Source organism: Curtobacterium sp. MCBA15_001, from assembly GCF_001864835.1.
Classification (GTDB): domain Bacteria; phylum Actinomycetota; class Actinomycetes; order Actinomycetales; family Microbacteriaceae; genus Curtobacterium.
In genome coordinates, this window is sequence record NZ_MJGI01000004.1 from 148,437 (window position 1) to 173,380 (window position 24,944).

The following is a 24,944-nucleotide window of genomic DNA, read 5'->3' on the forward strand; positions in this document are numbered from 1 at the left end:
CCCCGCCGACCCCGCCGACCGCTCCGACCCTGCCGACCGCTCCGACCCTGCCGCTCGCGGTGCGCTCTCACACGTCCGAGCGGACGGCAGCGCCCACATGGTCGACGTCTCCGACAAGGACGTCACCGCCCGTTCCGCGACCGCGACCGCGACGCTCGTCACCCGGCCCGACGTGGTCGCTCGCATCCTCGACGGGTCCCTGCCCAAGGGCGAGGTGATCGGCACCGCCCGCATCGCCGCGATCATGGCGGTGAAGAAGACCTCGGACCTGGTCCCGCTCTGCCACCCGCTGCCGATCGCCGGCGTGCAGGTCGACATCACCGGGACCGGGGACCGCGTCGTCGTGCGGGTCAGCGTGAAGACCACCTCGCGCACGGGTGTCGAGATGGAAGCGCTCACCGGTGCCAGCGTCGGCGCGCTGACCGTGTACGACATGGTGAAGGCCGTCGACCGCACGGCCACGATCACGGACGTCCGGGTGCTCGAGAAGCACGGTGGGCGATCCGGGGACTGGAGCGCCCGATGACCTCAGAACCGACCCGGGGACGCGGCGTGGTCGTGGTGGTGTCCACCTCGGCCGCGACCGACCCCGCACTCGACACGACCGGGCCGACGATCGCCGGGTGGCTCCGCGGCCACCAGTTCTCGGTCGACGAGCCCGTCATCGTGCCCGATGGTGGCCCCATCGCCGAGACCGTCACTGCCGCGCTGCTCGCCGATGCCCGCGTGGTCATCACCACGGGCGGCACCGGTGTCACCCCGACCGACCGCACACCCGAGGCAGTGGCGCCCCTGCTCGACCTCGAACTGCCGGGCGTCCTCGAGGAAGTCCGACGCCGGGGCCTCGCCGGAGCCGGTCCGACCGCGCTGCTCAGCCGCGGGGTGGCAGGCATCGCGAGCACCGGGGCGCTCGTCGTCACGCTGCCCGGCTCGCGCGGCGGGGTCGCCGACGGATTGGCGGTCCTCGACGGGTTGCTCGACCACGTCCTCGCGCAGGTCCACGGCGCCGGACACGCCCCGCGGAGCGCCTCGTGACCGGGCTGCCGGACGTCGACCCCGCGGACCGGGTCGTCCTGGCCGACGTCGTCGACACCCCCGTGTCCGTCGAACAGGTCGCCGACGTCGTCGCCACCGACCAGGACGGCGCAGTGGTGACGTTCGCCGGGGTGGTGCGCGACCACGACGGCGGCAAGGGGGTCACCGCCCTCGGCTACGAACGGCACCCGAGCGCCGGAGCGGTCATCGCCGAGGTCGCGCGGTCCATCGCCGAGGCACACCCTGGTGTCCGCATCGCGGTGCTGCACCGTGTGGGTGACCTGGTCGTCGGGGACGTGGCGCTCGCCGCGGCAGTGTCGTCCCCGCACCGGGCCGAGGCCTTCGCCGCCTGCGCCGCGCTCGTCGACCTGGTGAAGGAGTCGGTCCCGATCTGGAAGCACCAGGAGTTCACCGACGGGTCGGACGAGTGGGTCGCCTCGCTGTGAGGGGTCGGCGCGGCATGCCGCACCCCGCGAACAGGAGCGTGGCGACGGGCTCGGCGCTTCCCTAGGATCCAGACCATGGTGCTCCTGCCCTTCGTCTCCGTGGTGCTGCTGGTGTTCGCCCTGATCGACATCCTGACCAAGACGGACGACCAGATCCGTGGTCTGCCGAAGATCGCGTGGGTGATCCTCGTCGTGCTCCTGCCCGTCGTCGGCAGCGTCGTGTGGTTCGCGATCGGGCACGACTGGGCTCCCGGCCCACGCAACCACGGCCGGTACATCGAGCCGAACCGCCACGAGGACCAGCACCCCACCCTGGGACACGCCCGCGCCGCCCACGGTGACCGCCGGGTGAGCACGACGGAGCAGGAGCTCGCCGACCTCGACCGCGAGATCGAGTTCTGGGAAGCCAAGGCGCGCCTGCAGCGTGCCAAGGACGCCGCGGGCGAGTCCGACACCGCTCCCGCGGGTTGACCCGCCGACCGTGACCGCCGACGACCCGGACGACGACCTCCGCGCCCTGCTGGACGACGCGCAGCGTCGCGCCGACCTCGATCAGCAATGGGCCGAGGTCGACCGCCGGCTCGACGGCATGCTCGCCGAGGACCGCCCCCGCGTGCGTCCGCGGCAGGACCAGCGCACGGTCCGACGGTGGGCCCTGCTCGCGGCGGGCGTCGTGGTCGTTGCCCTCGCGGCGGGGTGGCTCGTGGGAGTGTCGAGCGCCGGTGACCACCTCGCTCGGACACCTCGAGCGTCCTCGTTCCTGGTCTCGGTCCTGGTGGTCGGCGGCATCGTCGTCGCGCTCGGCGCGTGGACCACGGGGACCGTGCAGAAGGTTCGGCGTCAGGGCATCTGGGTCCCGGTGGACGAGCCGCTGCGCGGTCTCCCTCGTGCCGAGCGAGTCGTCGTCGGCCGGGTGATCCGCGGTCACGGCGCGGTCGACCCCGCACGACTCCGCACGCTGCGACGGCTCGCGACCCTGCGCCTGGACCAGTCCGCGTGGACGATCTGGTTCGGCATCGGCTGGCTGGGGCTGGCCACGAGTCAGGTCGCCTCGCACCAGGGGTCCGGGTGGACGTGGGTGCCCTTCGTCCTCGGCGGGGTCTGGGCTGTGGGGCTGGCGATCGCGACGATCCAGCGGCGGCAGTGGCGGGCGTTCCTGGCGGTGCACCCGCTGCCCGAGCCGACCCACCGGGGCTGAGCCGGGCCTCCCGTCCGCCGCACGGAGCGTCGGCGGACGCGCACCGACGACCGGACCGCATCCCGCACCCCGCACCCCGCCGCGCCGCCTACCCTTGACGGGTGGCACATCTCCTCGGCGCCGAGAACCTGCATCTCGAGTTCCCCACCCGCACCGTCTTCGACGCCGTCACCATCGGCATCGACGAGGGCGACCGCATCGGCGTCGTCGGCCGGAACGGCGACGGCAAGTCGACGCTCCTCAGCCTGCTCGCGAAGCGCCTCGAACCCGACACCGGCCGCGTGACGCACCGCGGCGGCGTGACCGTGGGCGTCCTCGACCAGCGCGACGCCCTGCCGGCGGGTCAGACCGTCGGTGCCGTCGTGGTCGGCGACCGCGAGGAGCACGAGTGGGCCGGCGACCCGAAGATCCGCGACGTCATCGGTGGCCTCGTGTCCGACATCCCGTGGGACGTGCTCGTCGACGACCTGTCGGGCGGGCAGCGTCGCCGTGTCGCCCTGGCGCGCCTGCTGGTCGGGGACTGGGACGTGCTGTTCCTGGACGAGCCCACGAACCACCTCGACGTCGAGGGCATCCAGTGGCTCGCCGAGCACATCAACCGGCGGTGGCCGGCCACGCAGGGCGGACTCGTCGTCGTGACGCACGACCGGTGGTTCCTCGACGCCGTGTCGACCGACACGTGGGAGGTCCACGACGGCATCGTCGAGCCCTTCGAGGGCGGGTACGCGGCGTACATCCTGCAGCGCGTCGAACGTGACCGGCAGGCAGCGGCGTCCGAGCAGCGCCGCCAGAACCTCGCGCGCAAGGAACTCGCCTGGCTCCGCCGTGGTGCCCCGGCCCGCACCAGCAAGCCGAAGTTCCGCATCGACGCGGCCAACGCGCTGATCGACGACGTGCCGCCGCTCCGCGACACCGTCGCCCTGTCCCGCACCGCGACCGCGCGCCTGGGCAAGGACGTGGTGGACCTGCTCGACGTCGGCGTGACCTACCCCGAGGCCACCGAGCCGACCATCCGCAGCATCGAGTGGCGGATCGCGCCGGGGGAGCGCACCGGCATCCTCGGGCCGAACGGTGCCGGCAAGTCGACGCTGCTCGCGCTGATCGCCGGGCGGCTGCAGCCGACGAGCGGCCGGGTGAAGACGGGCAAGACCGTGCAGGTCGCGGTCCTCGACCAGCAACTCGCCGACCTGGCGCAGTACGCGAACGACCGCGTACGCGAGGTCGTCGCCCGCAAGAAGACGAGCTACGTGGCGGACGGCAAGGAGATGACGCCGTCACAGCTGCTCGAACGCCTCGGCTTCACCTCGGAGCAGCTCTCCACGCCCGTGCGCGATCTGTCCGGTGGGCAGAAGCGCCGCCTGCAGCTCATGCTCATCCTGCTCGACGAGCCGAACCTGCTCATCCTCGACGAGCCGACGAACGACCTCGACACCGACATGCTCGCCGCGATGGAGGACCTCCTCGACACCTGGCCCGGCACCCTGCTCGTGGTCTCGCACGACCGGTACCTGCTCGAGCGTGTCACCGACCAGCAGTACGCCGTGCTCGGCGGGCACCTGCGGCACCTGCCCGGCGGGGTCGACGAGTACATGCGCCTGCGTGCGGCCGGCGCCGGTGGGTCCACCGCTTCGGCGGCTGCCGCCGCGACGGCCGGGAGGCCCGACACCGCTGGCGGGACCGGCTCGGCCGGTGCCGTGGCCGGGTCCGGTTCCGCGGGTGCGTCGGGCTCCTCGGGTCTGTCGGGTTCGGAGCGTCGCGCTGCCGAGAAGGAGATGTCGGCGCTCGACCGCCGCATCGCCCGCGTCGGGGACGACCGGAAGAAGATGCTCGACGCCTTCGCGACGCACGACCAGTCCGACTACGCCGGGCTGGGGGAGCTGCAGACGAAGCTCGGGGCGCTCGAGGCCGAGATCGAGCAGCTCGAGGAGCGCTGGCTCGAGGTCGCGGAGACGCTCGGGGTCTGAGGTTCCGGGTCCGGTGCCCGTCACGCCGGCTCGGCGTCCGCGGCAGCGCTTGCGGGGTCGTTCCCGCCGGGGTTCGCGACGACCTCCCAGAGGTGGCCGTCCGGGTCCTCGAAGAAGCCGGAGTACATGCCCCACGGGCGCGTGTACGGCGGCTCGAGCATCCTCGCGCCCGCCGCCCGAGCCCGTTCGAGGAACTGCTCGGCTTCGTGCTGCGACGCGACGAAGTGCCCGATCGTGCTGCTCGGCCGTGTCGCCAGGTCGACGCCGGAGTCCTTTGCCATGTCGTCGCGGCCGTACACGGACACGATCAGCCCGTCGTCGAGCGTGAACATCGCCGTCGTGCCACCTGCGGACGTCTCGGTCGGCGGGTACTCGGTGCCGACGACGCCGCTGCCCTCGATGCCGAGCAGGGTGCGGTAGAAGGCTGCCGAGCGTGCGACGTCGGCCACGGCGAGGGTGATGGCGTGCATGCGGCGGAGGCTACGCCGGGCCCGTCGTGTCGGTCAGTCGCCGAGGCCCAGGATGAGCCGTCGCAGCAGCCCGGCCAGTTGGTCCTGTTCGCCCGCCGAGACCCCCGCCAGGATGTCCCGCTCCGCCCGCAGCAGGTCCGCGATCGCCGAGTCCACCGCGGTCCGTCCGGCCTCCGTCAGCGAGACGAGGATGCCCCGGCCGTCCTTCGGGTCGGTCCGACGTGCGACGAGCCCACGTGCCGTCAGCCGGTCGACGCGGTTCGTCATCGTGCCGCTCGACACCAGGGTCTGTTGCAGCAGGGTCTTCGGGCTGAGCTCGAACGGCTCGCCCGCCCGACGCAGGGCCGACAGCACGTCGAACTCCCACGGCTCGGTGCCGCTCGCGTCGAAGGCCGCACGCCGCGCGCGGTCCAGGTGCCGCGCCAGCCGGTCCACCCGCGACAGGACCTGCAGCGGCGCGAAGTCGAGGTCGTCGCGCTGCCGTCCCCACGCCGCGACGATCCGGTCGACTTCGTCCTCGTGCGGCATCCCTCCATCATGGCCGGTCCCACGGCGCACGACCACCACCGGGCGCATGGGAGGATGGACGGGCGCCTCCGTGCGCGTTCCGCCTTGGTGTAATGGCAGCACGACGGCCTTTGGTGCCGTTAGGTCCGGGTTCGAATCCTGGAGGCGGAGCCAGGGACCGATCGGCTTGTCCGCAGAATCGGTTCGGTGTGTCCGGTCCGGCCCCGCTTCGGGCGCGCAGACCTCCTGTGAGGGGCTGTTCGCCGAGGACGAAAGGCGAAGATCTCCGGGTGCCACCTGAATGTGCATGAGCGCTTCGCCGCCGCCATTGCCGATGCTCGCGTCTGGCGTGGCACCGCGCGACTGCGTTCCTCGCAGTGCCGGGATGAGTGAGTCGGAACGGGTTCTCGGCGCCGATCGGCGTGACGGCGGTCCCGAGCGCGATCCGCGAGGTCCGCTGCGACGCCGCGGCCAACAGGGCGACCGGTGAGGAGATCCCGTGCTGCGAGTGGCGGTGCCGGAGTCAGGCGCTGTCGAAGCCGAGCTGCTCGGCGCGCTCGACGATGCGCAGGGTCTCCTCGTGTCCGTCGGCCGGTCGCGCGGGGTCGAACGACCCGATGGTCAGGAAGCGGAGCCGTTCCAGGGGACGTCCATCGAGGGTCACGAGTCGATCGTGACCGACCTCGAGAGATCTCAGGTGTATACAGCGAGTTCCGTGGGTGAGCTTCGCCACGGAGCGGCATCTGGCCCAACCTGCCCATGAGCAGGGGTTTCTGTGACCAGTATGACTCGCGCAGTGCTTTGTAACACCGACGTAACGCGCGTTGACTCGCCGGAAACACCAAACTGTATACCGTTCACGCATGCCCCAACTGTTCCGTCTCGTCGGTGTCCTGCACCTCCCGCCCCTGCCCGGTGCGGTCAACTACGCGGGCGCCTCCGTCCAGGAGATCGCGCGGCGTGCGGCGGAGGACGCCGTCGCCCTGCAGGACGCCGGCTTCACGCACGTGATGGTGCAGGACGCCAGTGACATGCCCCAGGCGGTGCGCGTCGGGGCCCCCACCGTCGCGGCGCTCGCGGTCGTCGGCGCAGCGGTGACCGCGGCCGTGACCATCCCGGTCGGTGTGGTCGTCGGCCACAACGACGGACCGAGTGCGGTGGCGATCGCCCACGCGATCGGCGCCTCGTTCGTCCGGGTCAAGGTGCTGACCGGCGTCTCGATCGGGCCCACCGGGTGGATCGAGGGATGCGCGCACGAGGTCGCCGCCATGCGTCGGTTGATCGGCAGCGACGTCGAGGTCTGGGCCGACGTGCACGAGGCGACGAGCCTGGCGCTCGCGTCGACGCCCGAGTGGGCCGCGGCCGTCGCGCACGACTTCGGTCGCGCCGACGTGCTCGTCGTCACCCGGGACAGTGGCGTCGGTGACGCGCTCGACGTGATCGCCCGCTTGCGCGATGCCGTTCCGGACGTCCCGTTCGTGGTCGGCGGACGCGTCTCGCTCGCCACGATCGCGGACACGGTGCGGGACGCCGACGGGGCGATCCTCGGCAGCGCGATCAAGCAGTCGAGCGCCGCGGACGCCCGGGTCGATCCCGAGGTCGCCGCACGGTTCGGCACAGCGCTCGTCCCGGTGTCGTCCTGACCGGAGCCGTCCAGACCGCACACCCAGCCAACCCGAGCCCGCACACCCGAACCACCGGAGCCACACGATGACCACCACCCCGCCCAGCCCCTTCATCGGAGCAGGCAGCCCGCTCGACGCCCGCCAGCAGGCCGTCGTCGAGCGTGTCTCCGCGGCCGAGCACGCCTCGATCGTCGCGCTCCCGACGGACCACCCGCTGGACCCCAAACGCCGTGCGCGTGACGAGGCCACGTACCCGGAGCTCGTGGCGCAGCCCGAACGGATCCGCGAGACGCTGGCGGCGAACGACCAGGCACTGACCGAGCTGGCTGCGGTCATCGCCGAGGCGGACGTCGACCGGGTCTTCGTCACCGGTGCGGGCGACTCGCTCGCCGTGGCGATCGCGGCACGGCAGCTGCTCGAGACCATGCTCGGGGTGCCGTGCGAGCCGGTGCAGAGCCTCGACCTGGCGTACTACCTCGCCCCGCTGGTGACCCCGCGCAGCGTCGTCATCGCGCTGTCGAGCTCGGGGGAGACCACGCGCACGGTGGAGGCCGCGCTGATCGCCCAGCACGCCGGTGCCCTGACGGTCGCCATCACGAACACCGCGGGTTCGACCCTCGACCAGGAGAGCGAGCGCACTCTGCTGCTCCGTGCGACGCGGGTGGGGTGGCCGACACAGTCCTCGACGACCGCGCTCGCGCTGCTGCTCGACCTGGGCACCCGCGTCGGCGTCCTGCGGGGCCACCCCGACGCCGCGGCGTCGGGCACCGAGCTCGCCGGGATACCCGACCGCATGGCCGAGGTGATCGCGGGAGTCGAACCGCAGCTCGCCACCATCGCCGAACGCGAGCACGACAGCGGCACGTTCCTGTTCTCGGCCGCCGGCCCGAGCTGGGGCTCCGCGATCATCGGTGCCGCGAAGGTGAAGGAGTGCACGCCCGACCGGGCCGAGGCGATCCAGGTCGAGGAGTTCCACCACTACAACTCGCTCAAGACCGGTGAGCCGATCTGGGTCATCGCTCCAGCAGGACCGTCCGTCCCGCGAGCGGTGCACACCGCGAGCGAGGCGAAGCGGTTCGGCGGTCGCGTGGTCGTCGTGACCACCGAGGGCGTGGACGACTTCGACGGGGTGGCCGACGAGGTCGTGGTCCTGCCGACGGTGTCCGAACCGCTGAGCCCGCTGCTCACGGTGCTCCCCGCGCAGCTGACCGGCTACCTGCTCGCGATGGCGCAGTTCCGCGCCGCCGAAGCAGCCGCAGCCGCAGCCGCAGCCGCAGCCGGCGCAGCCGAGGGGCGGACCCCGTGACCGACGCGTCGCTGCTCTGCATCGGGAACCTGACCATCGACGACCTGGTCGTCGACGGCACCACGACGACCGCACTCGGCGGCGACGCCCTGTTCGCCGCGCTCGCGGCGCGCCGCGTCCTGGCGGACGTCCGCATGCTGGCACCGGTGGGGACGGACCTGCCGGCACCGCTCCTCCAGGCCGTCGCCGGGACCGGCATCCGGATCGAGGCGGCCCGTCCCCGCGACGGTGCCACCGTCCGGAACCGCGTCACCTACGCCGCCGACGGATCGCGCACGTGGGACCTGCTGTCCGGTGAGGACGCCTTCGACGCGATGTCGGTGTTCCCGGAGGACGTCGTACCCGAGGCGCTCGACGTCGACGGCGTGCTCGTGTCGGCGATGAGCCTGCGGTCACAGCTCGCCCTGGGCCCGTGGCTGCGCGAGCAGACCGCGCGCACCGCGCGACCCACACACACCGAGCGCCCCCGCGACGCCGACCACACGCTCGTGTACCTCGACCTGCAGGAGGACTACGTGCTCGGCAACGAGCGCGGCCTGCTCGACCTGCTGCGCACGTGCGACGTGTTCCTGCCGAGCGAGGTCGAGGCGGTGGCGCTCGCCGGGACGACCGACCTGGAGCTCGCCGCCGCGCGCTTCCGCGACGCGGGGCCCGACGTGGTCGTCGTCAAGACCGCCGAGCGCGGCTGCGTCGTCGCGACCTCGCGCGGGACGGTCACCGTCCCGACCGTCGCCGTCGATCCGGTCGACTCGACCGGCGCGGGGGACGCGTTCTGCGGTGCCTTCGCGGCAGCGCACGTCGCCGGGGCCGACCCGGAGGACGCCGCCCGGCACGGTGCGGAGGCGGCTCGCGTGGCGATCGGCGGCCACGGCGTGGCCGCGTTGCTCGCCGAACACGGCATCGCGGCGTCGCTCGCCGAGGCAGGGGGGCACCGGTGAGCCACGTGCGGGTCCTCAACCCGAACACCAGCGAGCCGATGACCGCCGCCGTGCTCGCGGCGGCCCGTGCGGTCGCCCGTCCGGGCACCGTGGTGACGGCGAGCCACTCGACCGGAGCACCCGCGACGGTCGAGACGCACGTCGACGAGGTCTTCGGTGCCGCAGGGGTCCTCACCCAGGTCGAGCAGGGCGAGCGCGACGGCGTCGACGGGTACGTCATCGCCTGCTTCGGCGACACCGGGCTGCCCGCGGCACGGGAACGCGCCACCGGCCCCGTGGTCGGCATGACCGAGGCGGCGCTGCAGGCCGCGGCGCTGCTGGCGCACCGGTTCACGGTGATCACGATGCCCCCGCGCACCCGCGCGATGACCGACCGCGTGGTCGCGACGCTGGGGCTGACGCACCGCTGCACGGTGCGCGCCGTCGACGTGTCGGTGGCGGCGATCGAGACCGGCGCCGGTCCGGCGTTCGACGCGTTCGTCCTGGAGGCCCGGGCTGCGCTGGCAGCGGACGCTGCGGAGGCCGTGGTGCTCGGGTGCGCGGGCCTCACCGAACTCGTCGGGTCACTGACCGACGCCCTCGGCGTGCCCGTCGTCGACGGGGTCGCCGCGGCGACGACCGCGGTCGAGGGGCTGCTCGCGCAGGGCTTGACGACGTCACGGGCATCCACCTGGGCCGCCCCCGACGCTTCCCCGACGACGAGCGAGGTGTGGCGATGAGCGTGCTGCTGACCGACGTGCTCGTGTGGGCACCCGCCGAACGTTCCGGCATGACCGGACCCACCGACGTGCTCGTCGACGGTGACGTCGTCGCGGCGATCGGTCCGGGCGCTCGTGTCGCGGCTCCGGTGGACGTCCGGGTCGTCGACGGTGCCGGACACCACGTCGTCGTGCCCGGGCTGGTGAACGCGCACTTCCACTCGCCCGCGAACCACCTGAAGGGCGCGTTCCGCAGCCGACCGCTCGAGACGTTCATGCTCTACGAGTCGCCGGCGGACCCTGCGCTCGCTCCGACGCCGCGCGAGGCCTACCTCCGCACGATGCTCGGCGCCCTCGAGATGCTGCGGACCGGGACGACGAGCGTGCAGGACGACGCCTTCCTGATGCCGACGCCCGATCCGGCGGTCATCGACGCGGTGATGCAGGCGTACGCCGACAGCGGCATCCGCGCGACCGTCGCCCTGGACCAGCCGGAGCTGCCCGACGGGGACAAGCTCCCGTTCCTGGACGGTGCCGACGGCAACTTCGCCGCGGCGCTGCGCGCACCGGCCCCCGCCGCCGCGCCGGAGCTGCTCGCCGCGTACGACCACCTGGTCCGCACCTGGCACGGGGCCGCCGGAGGACGACTCTCGGCAGCGGTGTCGATCTCGGCTCCGCAGCGGGTGAGCCCGGAGTACTGGGGAGCGCTGGACGACCTGAGCCGCGCGCACGACCTGCCCGTGTTCGCGCACATGCTCGAGACCAGGACACAGCGGGCACTGTCCGTCCCCGGCACCGGGCAGGACCGGTTCGCCGGCCGGAGCCTGGTGCGGTACACGGCGGACCTCGGCCTGCTCAACGACCGCGTCAACGTCATCCACGCGGTGTGGGTCGACGACGACGACCTCGACCTGATCGCCGAGGCCGGTGCGGTCGTCGCGCACAACCCGGTGAGCAACCTGCGACTGGGCAGCGGGGTGATGCCGTTCCGGGCGATGCGCGACCGCGGGATCACGATCGCCCTCGGCGTGGACGAGGCGATCTGCGACGACACCGTGAACACGTGGGGCGTCGTCAAGCAGACCGGCCTCGTGCACAACGTCTCCGGACGGGACGCGGACGACTGGCCGGCCCCGGCCGAGGTCCTCGACGCGCTCTGGGAGGGCGGTGCCGCGGCGATGCGGCGGACCGGCCGGATCGGTCGCGTCGCGGTCGGAACCCAGGCCGACCTGGTGCTCCTCGACCTGCACGCCCCCGCCTTCACGCCCTTCAACGACCTGCGCGGTCAGCTCGTCTACTGCGAGAACGGCGGCAGCGTCCGGATGACGATCGTCGCCGGCCGCGTGGTCGCCGAGGGCGGCCGGGTCGTCTCGGTCGACGAGACCGCACTCCTCGCCGAGGCCCGCGAGCTGCACGCCGCTCGCCGCCCGGCACTCGAACGGACGTGGGCCTCGGTCGACGCGGTGCTGCCGGCGTACGACGCCGTCGTCCGCCGTGCCGCCCGGACCGACGTCGGCATGAACAGGTGGACCGCATGACGCACGACAGCACGCTCCCCGAGACGGTCGCGGCCGTCGAGGCGGTCGCCCCCGGGCACGGGTTCTGGCCCTACAGCCCGATCACGGCCACGGCCGGACCGGCCACGGCCGGACCAGCCTGGCCGGACGGGCGTCGCCTGGCGGTCTACGTCGCCGTCGGGCTGGAGGAGTACCGGTTCGGCGTCGGCCGCACCGAGGACGTCGTCCCCGACGTCCCGGTGCCGGACCTGGTGAACACCTCGTGGCGCGACTACGGCAACCGCGTGGGTGCCTTCCGCCTGCTCGAGCGGCTCGACCGTGCCGGGATCCCGCCGACCGTGCTGCTGAACACGGCGGTGTACGACACCGCGCCGGAGCTCGTCGCCACCGCGCGGCGCCTCGGTGCCGAGTTCGTCGGGCACGGCGTCTCGAACTCCGACTCGCTCGCCGGCCGCTCCGCCCACGACGAGGCCGGGTACCTGGCCGCGGTCGCCGCGCGGATCACCGCCGAGGAGGGCACCGCCCCCGGTGGCTGGTCGAGCCCCTGGCTGACACAGACGCCGTCCACGCTCGACAACCTGGTGGACGCCGGGTACCGCTACGTCCTGGACCTGCGCCTCGACGACCGGCCGGTGACCCTCACCACGCGGTCCGGAGCGATCACCGCGCTGCCCTACGCCCTCGAGGTCAACGACAGCACGACGATCATCGGTCGCGGGGCGTCCGCGCGGGAGTTCGCCGACATGATCGTCGACGAGTTCGACGAGCTGCTCGAACGCTCCGAGGAGCAGCCGCTCGTGATGAGCGTCGTCGTGCACTCCTTCATCTCCGGCGCACCCTTCCGCCTGCGGGCGCTGGACCGCGCGCTGCGGCACATGACCGAGCAGCGCGACCGCGTGTGGTTCACCCAGCCGCGGGCGATCGCCGCGCACCTCGCCACCGAGGGCGGCGCAGCGTGACCGCCGTGGCGAGCGTGCGGGACCTGCGGCTCTCGCTCGAGCGTGACGGGGCACGGTCCGAGGTGCTGCGCGGGATCGACCTCGACATCGAGGCCGGCGAGATCGTCGGCCTCGTGGGGGAGTCCGGCTCGGGCAAGAGCATGCTGGCGATGAGCCTGCTCGGGCTCCTTCCCGAGACCGCCCGCCCACAGGTCTCCGGCACCGTCGAGGTCACCGGCACCGACATGGCGCACGGTCCCGAGGCGGCGCGGCGACAGACCCGGCGCACCGCACTGGGCGCCGTGTTCCAGGACCCGATGACCTCGCTCAACCCGACCATGCGGGTCGGCCGACAGATCACGGAGACCGGACAGGACCGCGCCGGCGCGATCGCCCTGCTCGACGCGATGGGCGTGCCGGACCCGGCGATGCGCTTCAGCGTCTACCCGCACGAGCTCTCCGGCGGACTGCGGCAGCGGGTGATGGCGGCGATCGCCGTCGCCGGTCGTCCCGCCCTGGTGGTGGCGGACGAGCCCACCACGGCGCTCGACGTCACCGTGCAGGCGCAGCTGCTCGACCTGCTCCGCGAACTCCGCGACGTGCACGGCTGCAGCGTGCTGCTCATCACCCACGACCTGGGTGTCGCGTCGCAGATCGCCGACCGGATCGCCGTGATGTACGCCGGACGACTGGCCGAGGTCGGGCCGGCGCACGCGGTACTCACCGCTCCGGCGCACCCGTACACGGTGGGACTGATGCGGTCCCGTCTGTCGCTGTCCCTCGACCGCGACGCTCAGCTGCCGACCCTGCCCGCGGACACGCTCGACGCTGCAGAGCGGACGGTCGGGTGCCCGTACCGCGCCCGGTGCCCGCTCGCGTTCGACCGCTGCGCGACCGAGATGCCGACGCTGGCCGACTCGCAGCCCGCGCCAGACCACGGCGCCGCGTGCCTGGTGCCGTCCGACACCGTCCGCGCCCACGCCACCGCGACCACCGGACCCGTCGAGCGCGTCGCCGACGTCGTGCTCGAGCACCGCGCCGCCGCGGCCGCGGTCGTGGTCAGCGGGCTCGTCTGCTCGTACACCACCGGGCACGGACGTCGTCGCCGGACCCTGCACGCCGTGCAGGGGATCGACCTGACGGTCGGCGCGGGCGAGGCGCTCGCGATCGTCGGTGAGAGCGGCTCCGGCAAGTCCACGCTGCTCCGCGCCGTCGCCGGACTCGTCCCCGCAGCGGCGGGGTCGATCACGCTCGCGGACGGCGGCGCCCAGATGGTGTTCCAGGACGCCGGGTCCTCGCTCACCCCGTGGATGCGCGTCGGCGAGGTCCTCGGCGAACGACTCGCGCACCAGCGGCTCGGCCGCAGCGAGACCGAGCGGCGCGTGGCCGCGGCGCTCGACGGCATCGGCCTGCCGTCGTCGGTCGCCCGACTGCGCCCCGCCGACCTGTCCGGCGGCCAGCGACAGCGGGTCGCGCTGGCCCGCGCGACCATCGTGCGCCCGGCCGTCCTGCTCTGCGACGAACCGACGAGCGCACTCGACGCGTCCCTCGCCGCGATGACCCTGAACCTGATCCGAGACATGCGGCGGGAGCTCGACATGACCGTGCTGTTCGTCACGCACGACCTGGCGGTCGCGCGGCTGATGGGCGACCGGATCGCCGTGGTCCACGACGGTCGGATCGTCGAGATCGGCGACGCCGATGCCGTCGTCCGCGACCCGCAGGAGCCGTACACGCGCACGCTGGTCGCGTCGGTGCCCGAGATCGTGGTGGCACGGTGAGCGCCGTCGCCGTCACGCGGCGGTTCTCCCCGGCGGCGCTGACCGGTGGCGTGCACGCTGGCCGTCGGACCGCGTGGGTGCTCGTCGGCCTGCTCGGGGTCCTCACCCTCGTCGCACTGCTCGCGCACGTGCTGGCCCCGGCCGACCCGATCCAGCCCGTCGGCGGGATCCAGCTGCCGATCGGCACCCCGGGACACCTGCTCGGGACCGACTCCATCGGCCGCGACGTGCTGTCCCGCACGCTCTACGGTCTGCGGACGTCGTGGTTCTCGGCGCTCGCCGTCGTCGCCGTCGGACTGCTGGTCGGCGGTGTCGTCGGCGTCACGGCCGGCGTCGCCGGCGGATGGGTCGACACCGTGCTCATGCGGGTCACCGACCTGTTCCTCGCACTGCCGTCGACCCTGGTGGCGATCGCGATCGTCGCCGCGCTCGGACCGGGACTGACGAACACCCTCGTCGGCATCTCGATCGTGTGGTGGCCGTACTACGCGCGGATCATCCGCTCCGAGATCCGCTCGATCGTGGCGCGTCCGCACGTCGAGGCCGCACGGGTCGCCGGCGCCGGCCGCGCTCGACTCGTCCTGCGGCACGTCGTGCCCGGGGCCGTCCCCACCGCGATCGTCACCGCGAGCCTGGACATCGGCAACGTCGTCCTGCTGCTCGCCGGGCTGTCGTTCCTGGGGCTCGGGCAGCCGTCGCCGGCGCCGGAGCTGGGTGCGGACACCGCCGCGAACACGCAGCTGCTCCTCAGCGCCTGGTGGGTGCCCGTCGTCCCCGGTGTCGCCGTCCTCGTCCTCAGCCTCGTCGCGAACCTCGCCGGCGACGGCATCCGAACCCTCGTCACCAGGAGGTGACCGGCATGACCAGGTTCCTGCTCCGACGTCTCGGCTCGCTCGTCGCGGTGCTGCTCGTCCTGAGCGCCGTGGTGTTCGTGCTGCAGCAGGTCTCCCCGGGCGACCCCGCCCGTGCGTCCCTCGGTGCGAACGCCTCGCGGCAGGCCGTCGCCGCCGAACGCCAGCGCCTGGGACTCGACGACCCGCTGCCCGTGCAGTTCCTCCGCTTCGTCGGCAACGCGCTGCACGGGGACTTCGGCACGTCCTTCCGGACCCACCGCGCGGTGGCGACGGACCTGGCGTCGGCGCTGCCGGCCACGGTCGAGCTCGTGCTGGCCGCGTTCGTCATCGCCCTGGTCCTGGCGACCCTGTTCGCCGCCTCCGCCGCGCTGTCGTGGCCCTTCGCCGGCGTGTACCGGGGCGTGCTGCTGCTCGGTGCGACGGCCCCACCGTTCCTGCTCGCCCTGGGCGGGATCATCCTGTTCTACGCCCAGCTCGGGTGGCTGCCCGCGTCCGGTCGCGGGGACGGCGGCCCGGGCGCGGAGATCGCGCACCTGGTGCTGCCGGCGACGGTCCTGGCGATCGCCCCGGCCCTGGCGATCGGACGCATCCTGCGCGCCGGACTCGAGACGACACTGGCCGCCGACCACATCCGGACCGCCCGGTCGAAGGGGATCGGCGAGGCCGGCATCCTGGCGCACCACGTCGTCCGGAACGCGATCGGACCGGCCCTGTCGATGGCCGGACTACAGCTCGGTTTCATGTTCGCCGGCGACGTCGTCGTCGAACAGGTCTTCAGCTGGCCGGGGATGGGCAACTACCTGGCGAACAGCATCCCCACGTCGGACTTCCCGGCGATCGCGGCCGTCACGCTCGTGCTCGGCGCCGTGTACGTCGTCGTTAACACCGTGGCCGACGTGCTGCAGACCGCCGCCGACCCGCGTCTCGCCTGAGACGCGCACCGCCCCACCACCTCCCCGCTCCACCCCTCCCCGCTCCACCCCACCTCGGCACCACCCAACCGAAGGAGACCCCGTGAGCCTCAGCACACTCCGCCGGCGGACACGCATCGCGCTCGCCGCCGCCGCGGTCCTGCCCCTCTTCGCCCTCGCCGCGTGCTCCGGCACCGGCAGCGCGACCACCGCGAACGCCGCACCGACGAACGGCACGCTGACCGTCGGACTGCTCGGCGACATCGGCCAGCCGCCGGACCCGGACATCTACTACGCCAACAACGGCCTCGCGATCGTGCTCAACACGTACGAGGGCCTGGTGCAGTACGCCAACGACACGGACGCGGTGAAGATCGCCCCGCGACTGGCGACGTCGTGGGACGTCAGCGGCGACAACACGACGTACACGTTCCACCTGCGCAAGGGCGTCACCTTCCACGACGGCACCCCGTTCACCTCGGCCGCCGTCAAGGTCGCGTTCGACCGGCGCATCGCGGTCAAGGGCGGTGCGGCCTACATGGTGCAGGGCGTCAAGAGCGTCCAGACGCCGGACGACCTGACCGCCGTGGTCACGCTCGACGCGCCGAACTCAGCGTTCCTCGACTACCTGGCGTCGCCGTTCGGCCCGAAGATGGAGTCGCCGACCGCCCTGCGCGAGCACGCCGGCTCCGACGACGCGCAGACCTGGCTGCAGACGCACGACGCCGGCACCGGCGCCTACGCGATCAACGCAGCCGACCCCGGCACCTCGTGGACCCTGAAGCGGTACGACCAGTACTGGGGCACGAAGTCGCCGTTCACCACGGTGAAGCTGCCCATCTACTCCGACGTGTCCGCGCTGCAGCTCGCCTTCGACCGCGGCGACGTGTCGGCCGTCGTCGCCGCGCTGCCGTCGTCGAGCCTGTCGAAGTACGAGGACTCCACGAAGTACGCCAGCTACATGCTGCCCACGCTGCAGTCCGCGCTGGTCACGCTGAACCCGTCGCGGGAGTTCTTCGCGTCGAAGGAGGCCCGGCTCGCGTTCCTGCAGAGCATCGACCAGGAATCGCTCGTCAAGCAGGTCCTCGGCAGTCGTTCGGAGCCCGCGACAACGCTCTACGCGAAGGGCATGATCCCCGGCGGCAAGGACGAGCAGGAGCTGCGGTACAAGCCGTCGGTGCTCAAGGCGTACGCCGCGGGACTGGCCAAGGGCACGACGATGACCATCGGCTACGCCAGCGGGAACACGAACGCGCAGCAGATGGCGGCCATCCAGGCGGCGAAGCTGCAGGCGCTCGGCATCACCGCGACGGCCAAGTCCTACCCGACCTCGCAGGTGTTCGGCTGGATCAACGACCCGAGTTCCGGCCCGGACGCGTTCTTCGACGGCAACAACGGCCCCGACGGCGGTTCGCCCTACATGTGGGGGCACGTCTTCTGGGACAAGTCGGGCGGGATCAACTACTTCGGGTGTGACGTCCCGAGCGTGGACGAGAAGCTGAACCAGGCCGTGGCGACCGGCGACGACGACCTGTACGTCGCCGCCGCGAAGGAGTACGCGGCGACCGGCTGCTACTACAACCTGTCGTACAACAAGGACTGGGTCCTGGCGCAGAAGTGGCTCGCCGGGGTCCCCGGAGCACACAACATCGGCGCGAATGAGCTTGACTTCAGCAAGCTCAGCATCAAGAAGTGACCCCGCGGGGTCGGGTGGTCCGGGCGCAGGTCCGGACCACCCCACCCGCTGGTCCCCAGGAGGACGGCCACGATGACGACGACCAGACGTGACGACGCGACGGCGCAGCCCTCGCTCCCGCGCCAGATCCACGCCCGACTGCGTGAGGCGATCATCCGCGGTGCGTACCCGCAGGGCCACCGTCTCGCCGAGGTCCGCATCGCCGACGAACTGGCGGTGTCGCGGGTCCCGCTGCGCGAGGCGGTGCCGATGCTCGAGATGGAGGGCTTCGTCGTCACCTCGCCGCGCCGCGGGGCGGTCGTCACGACGTGGACGTCCGAGCTCATCCACGACCTGTTCGACCTGCGCGAGGTGCTCGAGGTGGGCGCCGCGGGTCTGGCCGCACGGGCAGTCGCACGGGGCGCCCCCGTCGAGCCCATCGAACGGGCACTGCAGCACTCCCACGCCGTGGTCGAGGCCGGGGACCCCTACGAGATCGCCGAGGCGAGCACGCTGTTCCACCAGGCGATCGTCGACACCACCGGCAACGCGCTCATGCAGGCGTCGATGCGGTCGGTGTCCGGCCGCGTGCAGTGGCTGTTCACCCTGACCAGTGAGCTCGACGTCCACGACGCCTTCCACGACCACGTCGAACTCGCCCAGGCGATCGCCGTCGGGAACGAACGCATGGCCGAGGCACTCGCCTTCGCCCACATCGAGCGCGATCGGGAGCCGTCGTTCGCGGTGCTCCACCAGCCGATCACGCCGGAGCGAGCAGCTGCAGCGGCCGACGCGTCGACCACCCTCCGGTGACGTCAGTGCTGCTGTCGGCCGTCGGCGGCCGGTGCCCAACCGAGCTCGGGGCCCAGCCGCTCCGCGATGTCCGTGGTGATCTGTGCGTAGTCGTCCGCGCGGAAGGCGAACGGCAGCGCGAACGCGACCTCGGTGGCGACCTGGTAGCCGGCGTCGGCGCGCAACCGGTCGGCGATCTCCGCAGACGTCCCGACGAGGTCGGCCGCGAACAGCAGCCCCGCGGGCCCCATCGGGACACCGATGCGCCCCGATCGATCCGCGGCGTACGCGCGGTAGCGCTGGGTCTGCTCGCGAGTCGCGGTGTCCGTGGGGATCACCACCAGCCCCTGTGACACCCGGGCGCTGCTCGGGTCCGGGTGCGCGTCGAGGTAGGCGTCGACCTGCGCACGCTGGTTCGTGGCGAAGTCGGTCCCGACCTCGCTCCGGGTGACGCTGGAGGTCAGCAGGTGGAAGCCGTTCTCGGCAGCCCAGACCGCGGAGCGGGTGCTGCCGGTCCCGTACCAGAGCCGGTCGGCCAGACCTGCGCTGTGCGGCTGGACCGTCGTCGCGAACTCCTCGGTCCCGCGACGCTCGGCGACGTCGGCCACGGCGTCGCCGCGCACCAGGTCGCGGAGGCGCAGGAGCCGGTCGTTGCCGAGGTCCTCGTGCTCGAGGGTGTCGGGGTAGATCGCCTGTCGGTAGAGGTCGAAGTTCATCGGGACGCCGACGGAGAAGCCTGGGTTGAGTCGACCGCCGAGCAGCAGGTCAACGGTGGCCAGGTCCTCGGCGAGGCGGAACGGGTTCTCGGCGCCGATCGGCGTGACGGCCGTCCCGAGCGCGATACGCGAGGTCCGCTGCGAGGCAGCGGCCATGAGCGCGACCGGGGAGGATATCCCGTGCTGCAGGTGGCGGTGCCGCAGCCAGGCACTGTCGAAGCCGATCGCCTCGGCACGCTCGATCACGCGGAGTGTCCCTTCGTGTCCGTCCGCCGGACGGGCGGGATCGAAGGACCCGATGGTCAGGAAGCCGAGCCGTTCCAGCGGTCGTCCATCGCGAGGCATGGTCCGATCGTCGCAGACCGGGAGCGGGACCGCGAGGAGGCGGGTGGCAACGGACGGACGGACAGAGGAGGCGCGGTGCCGGCTGGCACCGCGCCTCCTGTCCGTCAGCCCCCGGCCCTCACGCGGGCTCGGCGCTCACCGGGATCGGCAGCGCGATCTCGACGTCGGGGTCGTCCTGCCGAGCAGCCCGGATCATCGAGTTCGCGGTGGCCGCGAGCGGAACGGCGAAGAACCCGCCCGCGATGCCGCCGATCGTGGTGCCCGCGATGACGGCCACCAGGACGGCGAGCGGGTGCACGGCCACCACGGATCCCGTGAGGAACGGATGCAGGACCTGCCCCTCGAGCTGCTGCACGAGGACGACCACACCGAGCATGACCAGCGCGACCACCCAGCCCTTGAAGAGCAGTGCCAACAGGACGGCGACGGCACCCGCGGCGAACGCGCCTACGACCGGGATGAACGCGCCGATGAAGACGACCACGCCGACGGGTCCGGCGAGCGGGACGCCGAGCAGGAACGCGCCGAGGGCGATGCCGATCGCGTCGGTCGCGGCGATGACGACCTGCACCCGGATGAAGTGCGTCAACGTCGTCCAGCCGGCCTCGCTGGCGACGTGGATGCGGTGCTGGGCGCTGCGCGGGAAGAGCGACACCACCCAGTCCCACATCCGCCGGCCGCCGGTGAGGGCGAAGATCGTCGTGAAGGTGACGATGAACAGGCCTTCGCCGAGGTGGACGAGTGTCGCACCCGCCACCGCGACACCCTGTCGGAGCTCCGCGGCATGCCGCGTGATGAACGAGCGGACGTCGGCCGACACGGTGTCGAGGTCCACCGCCGGCAGCCCGAGCGGTGGGTGCCGGAGCAGGTCCTGCGCGGAACTGACGAGCGCGACCGACCGGGCCTCGAGCGCCGGGAGCTGTTCGCTGACCCGCCAGACGACCAGGAACACGAGCAGCGCGATGCCGGCCACGAGGGTCAGCAGCGCCGTGGTGATCGACAGCCACTTCGGCACGCCGTGCCGCTGGAGCAGCGCGCTGAACGGGACGAGCAGCGCCGCGACCACCAGCCCGATCGCCAGCGGGACGACCACGTTCGCCAGGGTGAACGTCACCCATCCCGCCAGCCCGACAGCTGCCGCGATGACCAGGAGTCGGCCGGCGAAGACCGCACCGGTGCGCAGCCCGGAGGACCGGGACGGGGAGGGGTCGCCGGAGGCAGCGGCAGCAGACATGGGGGTCGTCCTTCGTTCAGGGGGAATGAGGGAGTGCAGCGGGATCGCGCCAGGTGCGTTGGACGTGGTCCATCCAACTGACGACGACCGTGTGTGGTGTGGTCAGCGCCGCGATCAGGACGAGGTAGACGCCGAGGTCCGCGCGACCCACGACGAGCGCGAGGACGACGAGCATCGCGACGGCGATCGCGGTGACCGGCCATGCCTGGCGCAGGAACTGGAGGAACGGTGCCCACAGCCGTCCGTCGAACAGCGCGTCAGCGGCGACGGGGTCGGTCAGTTCCAGCCGGAGCACGTGCCGCACCGCGTGCCACAGCGTGAAGTAGAGCCCGACGGCGAGCACCGGCGGCACCACGGCGAAGAACGCCAGGAGGACGAGGTCCTCGGTGGCCGGTCGTCGCGCCCGGCCGGTGCGGTGCGCGGCGACGACGTGCAGTGCGACCAGCACGAGGACGAGGGCGGCGAGCGCCAGTCGGACCGGGCCCGGCACCGTGTCGATCCCGGCGCTGTGTGGTCCGGGGCGGAGCACGTCGACGGTGCCGGTGACGACGGTCGTCGCCGCCACCGGGTGCGCGACGAACGGGACGAGCATGGGCAGCGCACCGCGCGTCGCGACGGTCAGCGCCGCCTCGCCGCGTCCGACACCGCCCTCGTCGAGGAGACGGTCGACGAACAGGTCGCCCTGGCCCCAGTGGAACCAGGTGACGCCGATGAAGACCCAGAAGCCGACGAGCGGAGCGGCGCCCCAGAGCACCGCCGTCCCCGTCCCGACGACCAGGTACAGCAGGACGACGACGGCGATCGACCGGGCGACGCTCGTGCCCGGGAGGAGCCGGGCCGGCACGAGGTGGTCGAGTGCTCCGTGCGGGAGCCCGAACACCAGGATGCTCACGGCGAAGGGCACCACCTGCACCATGAGCGGGACTGTCCCTCCGACCGTCGCGACGACGGCGCAGGCCACGGTCACCGCGGTCAGGGTCGCGGTGACCGGGGCGAGGACGCGCCGGGTGATCCGTGTGCGCAGTGCCGGGGGCGTCGTGGTCCGAGGTACCTCTGCCCGGACCGCCGTGCTCACGATCGGCCCCGCTGGCCGCGCACGGCCCGTACCGCCGCGTCCGCCAGCGTGCGCACGAGCGCGGCGAGGAACGGTGTCTTCTGCAGCGCGAGGACGATGCGGAGGTCGTCGACGACGCTCGAGCGCTCGGTGAGGAAGCGGACGACGAGCGGGCCGGGCAGCGCGAAGAGCCGACGGAACGCCTCTGCCGCCTCGTCGGGTCGGTGTCGGAGGAACCGCAGGAACACAGCGTCGAGGAACCGGGTCCGGCCGCGGTCGACGAACGCCGGGACCGGAGTGCCGGCGGCCAGGTGCTCGGCGATCGTCTCGCTGTGCCGGTTGCTCCGGGCGAAGCCGTAGCCGCTGCTCGGCCTGGTCGTCCCGAGGACTGCGCTGACCCGAGCGGGGCGTGCGGCCGCAGGTACGACGTCCGTCATCGGGATGCACCCCTGTTCCTCGTCGTCCACCTTCCACTCATCGCGGTCGAGCGCCCAGCGGCGCTGCACGTAGGCCGCGATCGCGCTGCGGTGGTCGAGCGGGTCGTCGGCCACCGGCGTGAAGAGCGTGCTCTCGACCAGGGCATGGGTCGTGGAGACCGGGAGCACGTACACGAAGTGGACGACACCCGGCTGCCGTGCGTCGGCGAAGTCCATCAACGTGACCGTGGTCGGGTCGAAGACCGGTCGCTCGGCGGTGACCCACTGACCGACGAACCGCTGGTGCAGCACCACCCGGCCGAGTGGCGTCGACGTGGGACACCGTGGCCCGCGTGCATCGAGGACGGCGCTGGCGCGCACACTGCCCGTGCGGGTCCGGACGAGGACGCCGTCGTCGGAGCGGTCGACGGCTCGGACCGGTACGCCGTCCACCAGGCGGACCGACCGTGAGGTGGCGAGCCGACGGTCCGCGGCCGCCCGACGGTCGGCTGCGCGCACGAGCACGTACGGGTGCGCCGGGTCCGACCCGACGCTCACACCGCGCTCGGTGCGGACCTCCCACCGTGACCACGACGCTGATCGCGCCTCTGGTACGGGGTCGCTGCCGTCGTCCCATGAGCACCACGATCGACTGTCGTCCCCGGAGCGTCCTTCGAGGACCAGCACCGTCCGGGAGCCGGGCATCGCGGCGAGTCGGACGGCGGTCGCGAGGCCGACGCAGCCTCCCCCGACGATCGCGATGTCCACCGTCGACGGCAGACGCCGGGCGCACGGCCCGGAGGCCGGAGCGTGGACCACCCCGGCCTCCGGGAGTGTCGACGTCACGGTCTCAGCGCCGGGCCGTGCGCTCAGCGCGGCGAGCAGCGGTCACCGGTGCGCCCGTCGTCGGGAGCGAGGTCGGGAGGGTGCCGTCGGAGCGCTTCTCGGACGAGATCCACAGCGCCTCGGGGAGCGTGTCGACGCCGGCACGGACGTCCTCGGCGGAGCGGATCTTCGCGATCTTGTGGATCATCGAGCCGAACCCGACCTTGGCGACGATGTCCGCGGCGGACAGGACGACCTGCATCCAGGTGATGACGGCGCCCCCGTGGCCCCAGCCCTGCAGGCCGAAGACGATCGGGTAGGCCAGCCACGTGACGATCAGCAGGATGCCGGCGTTGCGGAGCGTCGCCGCGGCTTCGGAGCCGGCGAGGTCGCGGCGGCCCTTGACCACCACGTAGATGACCAGCAGGTACAGCACGACCATGAAGACACCCGAGATGACGCCCCAGAGCCAGAGCGCTCTCGTGTCCGTCCCGGAGTCGATGACCACGCCGCCGATGAACCCGGTGCTGATCATGAGGAACGCAGCGGCGATGCCGACCGCTCGGAAGCGACGGGCGGCGGCACCGACGAGGGTCGAGACGGCGAGCAGCTCGATCACGAGCAGCGGGACGGTGACCGTCCAGTCGAAGTACCGCGGTGCCCACGACAGGATCGCGTTGGCGTTCGGCACCCACGCGTCGCCTCGTCGGACGTAGCCGAGTGCGAACTCGACCACGAGCAGCACGTACGACAGGAACGCGATGCCGGTGATGCACATGCCGGCGTAGACACCGGATCGGAAGCGGCCGGTGATCTCGTTCGTCGAGACCCAGCTCTTGACGAAGAAGGCGAAGAGCGCAAGTCCGGCGACGGAGAGCGCGTAGACGATGATCGAGTGCTCCGCGAGCGTGAGTGTGGCGTTCCACGGGGCGAGTGTGTCGTGCATGAGGTGGTCCTTCCGGAGGTCGGCCGCCGTACGGTGGCAGGACTGACCGAACCAGTCGCGCAGATGCGCGGTCTCACCCCCAGGGGTGATCATTCGAGGAGCTTCATGATCGAGAAGACCCGTGTGGCGCTCGTCAACGACTACGAGCTCGTGCTCCGCGGTCTCGCCCAGATGCTCGCGCCGTTCCGGGACCGGATCGAGGTGGTCCAGCTCGATGCCGGCCGACGCGTCACGAGACCGGTCGACGTGGCGCTGTACGACACCTTCGCTCAGCCCCGGCCGGACGACGAGGACGTCTCGCGGCTGGCGTCGAACCCGCTCATCCGCACCGTCGCGGTCTTCACCTGGAAGATGGACCAGGACCTCATCGATGCAGCGGTCCGGCGCGGCGCGACCGGGTACTTCCCGAAGAGCCTGGCGGGTGCGGAGCTCGCCGACGGGCTGCTCCGGGTCGCCGCGGGGGAGCACGTGATCGGCGACCCGCGTCGTCGCGTCACGTCGGGCCCGGGTGTCGACTGGCCGGGCCGCGACCACGGCATCTCCGACCGGCAGTCCGAGATCCTGGCGCTCATCACGCAGGGCAAGCGGAACGAGGAGATCGCGGTCCTGACGCACCTCAGCCCGAACACCGTCAAGACGCACATCCGCACGCTCTACAGCAAGATCGGTGCGCTGAACCGGGTGGACGCAGTGCTCTGGGGGACCGAGAACGGGTTCCGACCGGACCACCGGAGCATCGACGACTGACGCGGT

Annotated in this window: 25 protein-coding genes, 1 tRNA gene and 1 pseudogene; 19 read left to right on the top strand and 8 right to left on the bottom strand. The window is 72.4% G+C overall.

Annotation, left to right across the window (positions count from 1 at the left end; all coding sequences use genetic code 11):
* Window positions 1–97 precede the first annotated feature (97 nt).
* The 6 genes from moaC (at window position 98) to BIU90_RS02140 (ending at window position 4,643) form a co-directional block, all read left to right on the top strand.
* Entirely contained in the window at window positions 98–526 is a 429-nt protein-coding gene (moaC, locus tag BIU90_RS02115; RefSeq protein WP_071298587.1) for a cyclic pyranopterin monophosphate synthase MoaC, read from the top strand.
* The gene (locus tag BIU90_RS18125; RefSeq protein WP_071298588.1) at window positions 523–1,035 is read left to right on the top strand and encodes a molybdenum cofactor biosynthesis protein B; all 513 of its coding nucleotides are present in this window, start codon (window positions 523–525) and stop codon (window positions 1,033–1,035) included. Before moaC ends, BIU90_RS18125 begins: the two co-directional genes overlap by 4 nt.
* Complete coding sequence (locus BIU90_RS18130) at window positions 1,032–1,481, top strand: molybdenum cofactor biosynthesis protein MoaE (RefSeq protein WP_254786913.1); 450 nt, start codon at window positions 1,032–1,034, stop codon at window positions 1,479–1,481. Before BIU90_RS18125 ends, BIU90_RS18130 begins: the two co-directional genes overlap by 4 nt.
* Window positions 1,482–1,556: 75 nt before the next feature.
* On the top strand, window positions 1,557–1,952 hold the full coding sequence (locus BIU90_RS02130) for a PLDc N-terminal domain-containing protein (protein ID WP_071298589.1): 396 nt from the start codon (window positions 1,557–1,559) through the stop codon (window positions 1,950–1,952).
* 10 nt (window positions 1,953–1,962) lie between these two features.
* A complete protein-coding gene (locus BIU90_RS02135) occupies window positions 1,963–2,679 on the top strand; it encodes a hypothetical protein (protein ID WP_071298590.1) in 717 nt (238 codons plus the stop codon).
* 101 nt (window positions 2,680–2,780) lie between these two features.
* Entirely contained in the window at window positions 2,781–4,643 is a 1,863-nt protein-coding gene (locus BIU90_RS02140) for an ABC-F family ATP-binding cassette domain-containing protein (protein WP_071298591.1), read from the top strand.
* Between the two features lie 20 nt (window positions 4,644–4,663).
* On the opposite strand, the gene BIU90_RS02145 is transcribed toward BIU90_RS02140, so the two are convergent.
* Window positions 4,664–5,113, bottom strand: a complete 450-nt coding sequence (locus BIU90_RS02145; protein WP_071298592.1) for a VOC family protein — start codon at window positions 5,111–5,113, stop codon at window positions 4,664–4,666.
* A gap of 33 nt (window positions 5,114–5,146) precedes the next feature.
* Window positions 5,147–5,641, bottom strand: coding sequence for a MarR family winged helix-turn-helix transcriptional regulator (locus tag BIU90_RS02150; protein WP_071298593.1), 495 nt, complete (start codon window positions 5,639–5,641; stop codon window positions 5,147–5,149).
* A 78-nt stretch (window positions 5,642–5,719) separates the two neighbouring features.
* On the opposite strand from BIU90_RS02150, the gene BIU90_RS02155 reads away from it, so the two are divergent.
* A tRNA-Gln gene (locus tag BIU90_RS02155) sits at window positions 5,720–5,794 on the top strand.
* Window positions 5,795–6,011: 217 nt separating this feature from the next.
* Here the strand turns inward: BIU90_RS02155 and BIU90_RS17790 are convergent.
* A pseudogene (locus BIU90_RS17790) lies at window positions 6,012–6,284 on the bottom strand (LLM class flavin-dependent oxidoreductase); the annotation flags it as partial.
* 199 nt (window positions 6,285–6,483) lie between these two features.
* Between BIU90_RS17790 and BIU90_RS02160 the strand changes: the two are divergent.
* The 11 genes from BIU90_RS02160 to BIU90_RS02210 all read left to right on the top strand — a co-directional run bounded on the left by BIU90_RS02160 (window position 6,484) and on the right by BIU90_RS02210 (window position 18,676).
* Window positions 6,484–7,263, top strand: a complete 780-nt coding sequence (locus tag BIU90_RS02160) for a BtpA/SgcQ family protein (RefSeq protein WP_071298594.1) — start codon at window positions 6,484–6,486, stop codon at window positions 7,261–7,263.
* Window positions 7,264–7,330: 67 nt separating this feature from the next.
* Window positions 7,331–8,551 (top strand): SIS domain-containing protein, encoded by a 1,221-nt coding sequence (locus BIU90_RS02165; RefSeq protein WP_071298595.1) that lies wholly within the window; start codon window positions 7,331–7,333, stop codon window positions 8,549–8,551.
* The gene (locus BIU90_RS02170) at window positions 8,548–9,489 is read left to right on the top strand and encodes a carbohydrate kinase family protein (RefSeq protein ID WP_071298596.1); all 942 of its coding nucleotides are present in this window, start codon (window positions 8,548–8,550) and stop codon (window positions 9,487–9,489) included. Before BIU90_RS02165 ends, BIU90_RS02170 begins: the two co-directional genes overlap by 4 nt.
* Window positions 9,486–10,208: an aspartate/glutamate racemase family protein gene (locus tag BIU90_RS02175; protein WP_217640889.1), complete on the top strand. Its 723-nt coding sequence runs from the start codon at window positions 9,486–9,488 to the stop codon at window positions 10,206–10,208. Before BIU90_RS02170 ends, BIU90_RS02175 begins: the two co-directional genes overlap by 4 nt.
* Window positions 10,205–11,725: an amidohydrolase family protein gene (locus BIU90_RS02180; RefSeq protein WP_071298671.1), complete on the top strand. Its 1,521-nt coding sequence runs from the start codon at window positions 10,205–10,207 to the stop codon at window positions 11,723–11,725. The genes BIU90_RS02175 and BIU90_RS02180 overlap by 4 nt, the downstream gene beginning before the upstream one ends.
* The gene (locus BIU90_RS02185; protein ID WP_071298672.1) at window positions 11,722–12,663 is read left to right on the top strand and encodes a polysaccharide deacetylase; all 942 of its coding nucleotides are present in this window, start codon (window positions 11,722–11,724) and stop codon (window positions 12,661–12,663) included. Before BIU90_RS02180 ends, BIU90_RS02185 begins: the two co-directional genes overlap by 4 nt.
* Before the next feature lie 5 nt (window positions 12,664–12,668).
* On the top strand, window positions 12,669–14,423 hold the full coding sequence (locus BIU90_RS02190; RefSeq protein WP_217640890.1) for an ABC transporter ATP-binding protein: 1,755 nt from the start codon (window positions 12,669–12,671) through the stop codon (window positions 14,421–14,423).
* Window positions 14,420–15,277 carry an ABC transporter permease gene (locus tag BIU90_RS02195; protein WP_071298598.1) on the top strand — a complete coding sequence of 286 codons (858 nt, stop codon included), beginning with the start codon at window positions 14,420–14,422 and terminating at the stop codon, window positions 15,275–15,277. The genes BIU90_RS02190 and BIU90_RS02195 overlap by 4 nt, the downstream gene beginning before the upstream one ends.
* A 5-nt stretch (window positions 15,278–15,282) precedes the next feature.
* Entirely contained in the window at window positions 15,283–16,209 is a 927-nt protein-coding gene (locus BIU90_RS02200) for an ABC transporter permease (RefSeq protein ID WP_071298673.1), read from the top strand.
* Between the two features lie 82 nt (window positions 16,210–16,291).
* The gene (locus BIU90_RS02205) at window positions 16,292–17,884 is read left to right on the top strand and encodes an ABC transporter substrate-binding protein (protein WP_071298599.1); all 1,593 of its coding nucleotides are present in this window, start codon (window positions 16,292–16,294) and stop codon (window positions 17,882–17,884) included.
* A 72-nt stretch (window positions 17,885–17,956) separates the two neighbouring features.
* A complete protein-coding gene (locus BIU90_RS02210; protein WP_071298600.1) occupies window positions 17,957–18,676 on the top strand; it encodes a GntR family transcriptional regulator in 720 nt (239 codons plus the stop codon).
* 2 nt (window positions 18,677–18,678) lie between these two features.
* Here the strand turns inward: BIU90_RS02210 and BIU90_RS02215 are convergent, their stop codons facing one another.
* The 5 genes from BIU90_RS02215 to BIU90_RS02230 all read right to left on the bottom strand — a co-directional run bounded on the left by BIU90_RS02215 (window position 18,679) and on the right by BIU90_RS02230 (window position 24,191).
* Window positions 18,679–19,716, bottom strand: a complete 1,038-nt coding sequence (locus BIU90_RS02215) for an LLM class flavin-dependent oxidoreductase (RefSeq protein WP_071298601.1) — start codon at window positions 19,714–19,716, stop codon at window positions 18,679–18,681.
* 118 nt (window positions 19,717–19,834) lie between these two features.
* Complete coding sequence (locus BIU90_RS02220; RefSeq protein ID WP_071298602.1) at window positions 19,835–20,950, bottom strand: AI-2E family transporter; 1,116 nt, start codon at window positions 20,948–20,950, stop codon at window positions 19,835–19,837.
* A 16-nt stretch (window positions 20,951–20,966) separates the two neighbouring features.
* Window positions 20,967–22,025 carry a Brp/Blh family beta-carotene 15,15'-dioxygenase gene (locus tag BIU90_RS02225; protein WP_083403614.1) on the bottom strand — a complete coding sequence of 353 codons (1,059 nt, stop codon included), beginning with the start codon at window positions 22,023–22,025 and terminating at the stop codon, window positions 20,967–20,969.
* Window positions 22,022–23,266: a lycopene cyclase family protein gene (locus BIU90_RS17795; RefSeq protein WP_175470111.1), complete on the bottom strand. Its 1,245-nt coding sequence runs from the start codon at window positions 23,264–23,266 to the stop codon at window positions 22,022–22,024. Before BIU90_RS17795 ends, BIU90_RS02225 begins: the two co-directional genes overlap by 4 nt.
* A gap of 4 nt (window positions 23,267–23,270) precedes the next feature.
* Window positions 23,271–24,191 carry a bacteriorhodopsin gene (locus tag BIU90_RS02230; protein WP_175470112.1) on the bottom strand — a complete coding sequence of 307 codons (921 nt, stop codon included), beginning with the start codon at window positions 24,189–24,191 and terminating at the stop codon, window positions 23,271–23,273.
* A 105-nt stretch (window positions 24,192–24,296) separates the two neighbouring features.
* Between BIU90_RS02230 and BIU90_RS02235 the strand changes: the two genes are divergently transcribed.
* A complete protein-coding gene (locus tag BIU90_RS02235; RefSeq protein ID WP_071298604.1) occupies window positions 24,297–24,938 on the top strand; it encodes a response regulator transcription factor in 642 nt (213 codons plus the stop codon).
* The last annotated feature ends 6 nt before the right edge of the window (window positions 24,939–24,944 follow it).

Excerpts from the sequence above, each read along its gene's own strand:
- moaC (WP_071298587.1), top strand. The coding sequence starts at position 98 with ATGGTCGACGTCTCCGACAAGGACGTCACCGCCCGTTCCGCGACCGCG.
- BIU90_RS18125 (WP_071298588.1), top strand. The coding sequence starts at position 523 with ATGACCTCAGAACCGACCCGGGGACGCGGCGTGGTCGTGGTGGTGTCC.
- BIU90_RS02130 (WP_071298589.1), top strand. The coding sequence starts at position 1,557 with ATGGTGCTCCTGCCCTTCGTCTCCGTGGTGCTGCTGGTGTTCGCCCTG.
- BIU90_RS02145 (WP_071298592.1), bottom strand. The coding sequence starts at position 5,113 with ATGCACGCCATCACCCTCGCCGTGGCCGACGTCGCACGCTCGGCAGCC.
- BIU90_RS02150 (WP_071298593.1), bottom strand. The coding sequence starts at position 5,641 with ATGCCGCACGAGGACGAAGTCGACCGGATCGTCGCGGCGTGGGGACGG.
- BIU90_RS02160 (WP_071298594.1), top strand. The coding sequence starts at position 6,484 with ATGCCCCAACTGTTCCGTCTCGTCGGTGTCCTGCACCTCCCGCCCCTG.
- BIU90_RS02165 (WP_071298595.1), top strand. The coding sequence starts at position 7,331 with ATGACCACCACCCCGCCCAGCCCCTTCATCGGAGCAGGCAGCCCGCTC.
- BIU90_RS02180 (WP_071298671.1), top strand. The coding sequence starts at position 10,205 with ATGAGCGTGCTGCTGACCGACGTGCTCGTGTGGGCACCCGCCGAACGT.
- BIU90_RS02185 (WP_071298672.1), top strand. The coding sequence starts at position 11,722 with ATGACGCACGACAGCACGCTCCCCGAGACGGTCGCGGCCGTCGAGGCG.
- BIU90_RS02200 (WP_071298673.1), top strand. The coding sequence starts at position 15,283 with ATGACCAGGTTCCTGCTCCGACGTCTCGGCTCGCTCGTCGCGGTGCTG.
- BIU90_RS02210 (WP_071298600.1), top strand. The coding sequence starts at position 17,957 with ATGACGACGACCAGACGTGACGACGCGACGGCGCAGCCCTCGCTCCCG.
- BIU90_RS02215 (WP_071298601.1), bottom strand. The coding sequence starts at position 19,716 with ATGCCTCGCGATGGACGACCGCTGGAACGGCTCGGCTTCCTGACCATC.
- BIU90_RS02220 (WP_071298602.1), bottom strand. The coding sequence starts at position 20,950 with ATGTCTGCTGCCGCTGCCTCCGGCGACCCCTCCCCGTCCCGGTCCTCC.
- BIU90_RS02230 (WP_175470112.1), bottom strand. The coding sequence starts at position 24,191 with ATGCACGACACACTCGCCCCGTGGAACGCCACACTCACGCTCGCGGAG.
- BIU90_RS02235 (WP_071298604.1), top strand. The coding sequence starts at position 24,297 with ATGATCGAGAAGACCCGTGTGGCGCTCGTCAACGACTACGAGCTCGTG.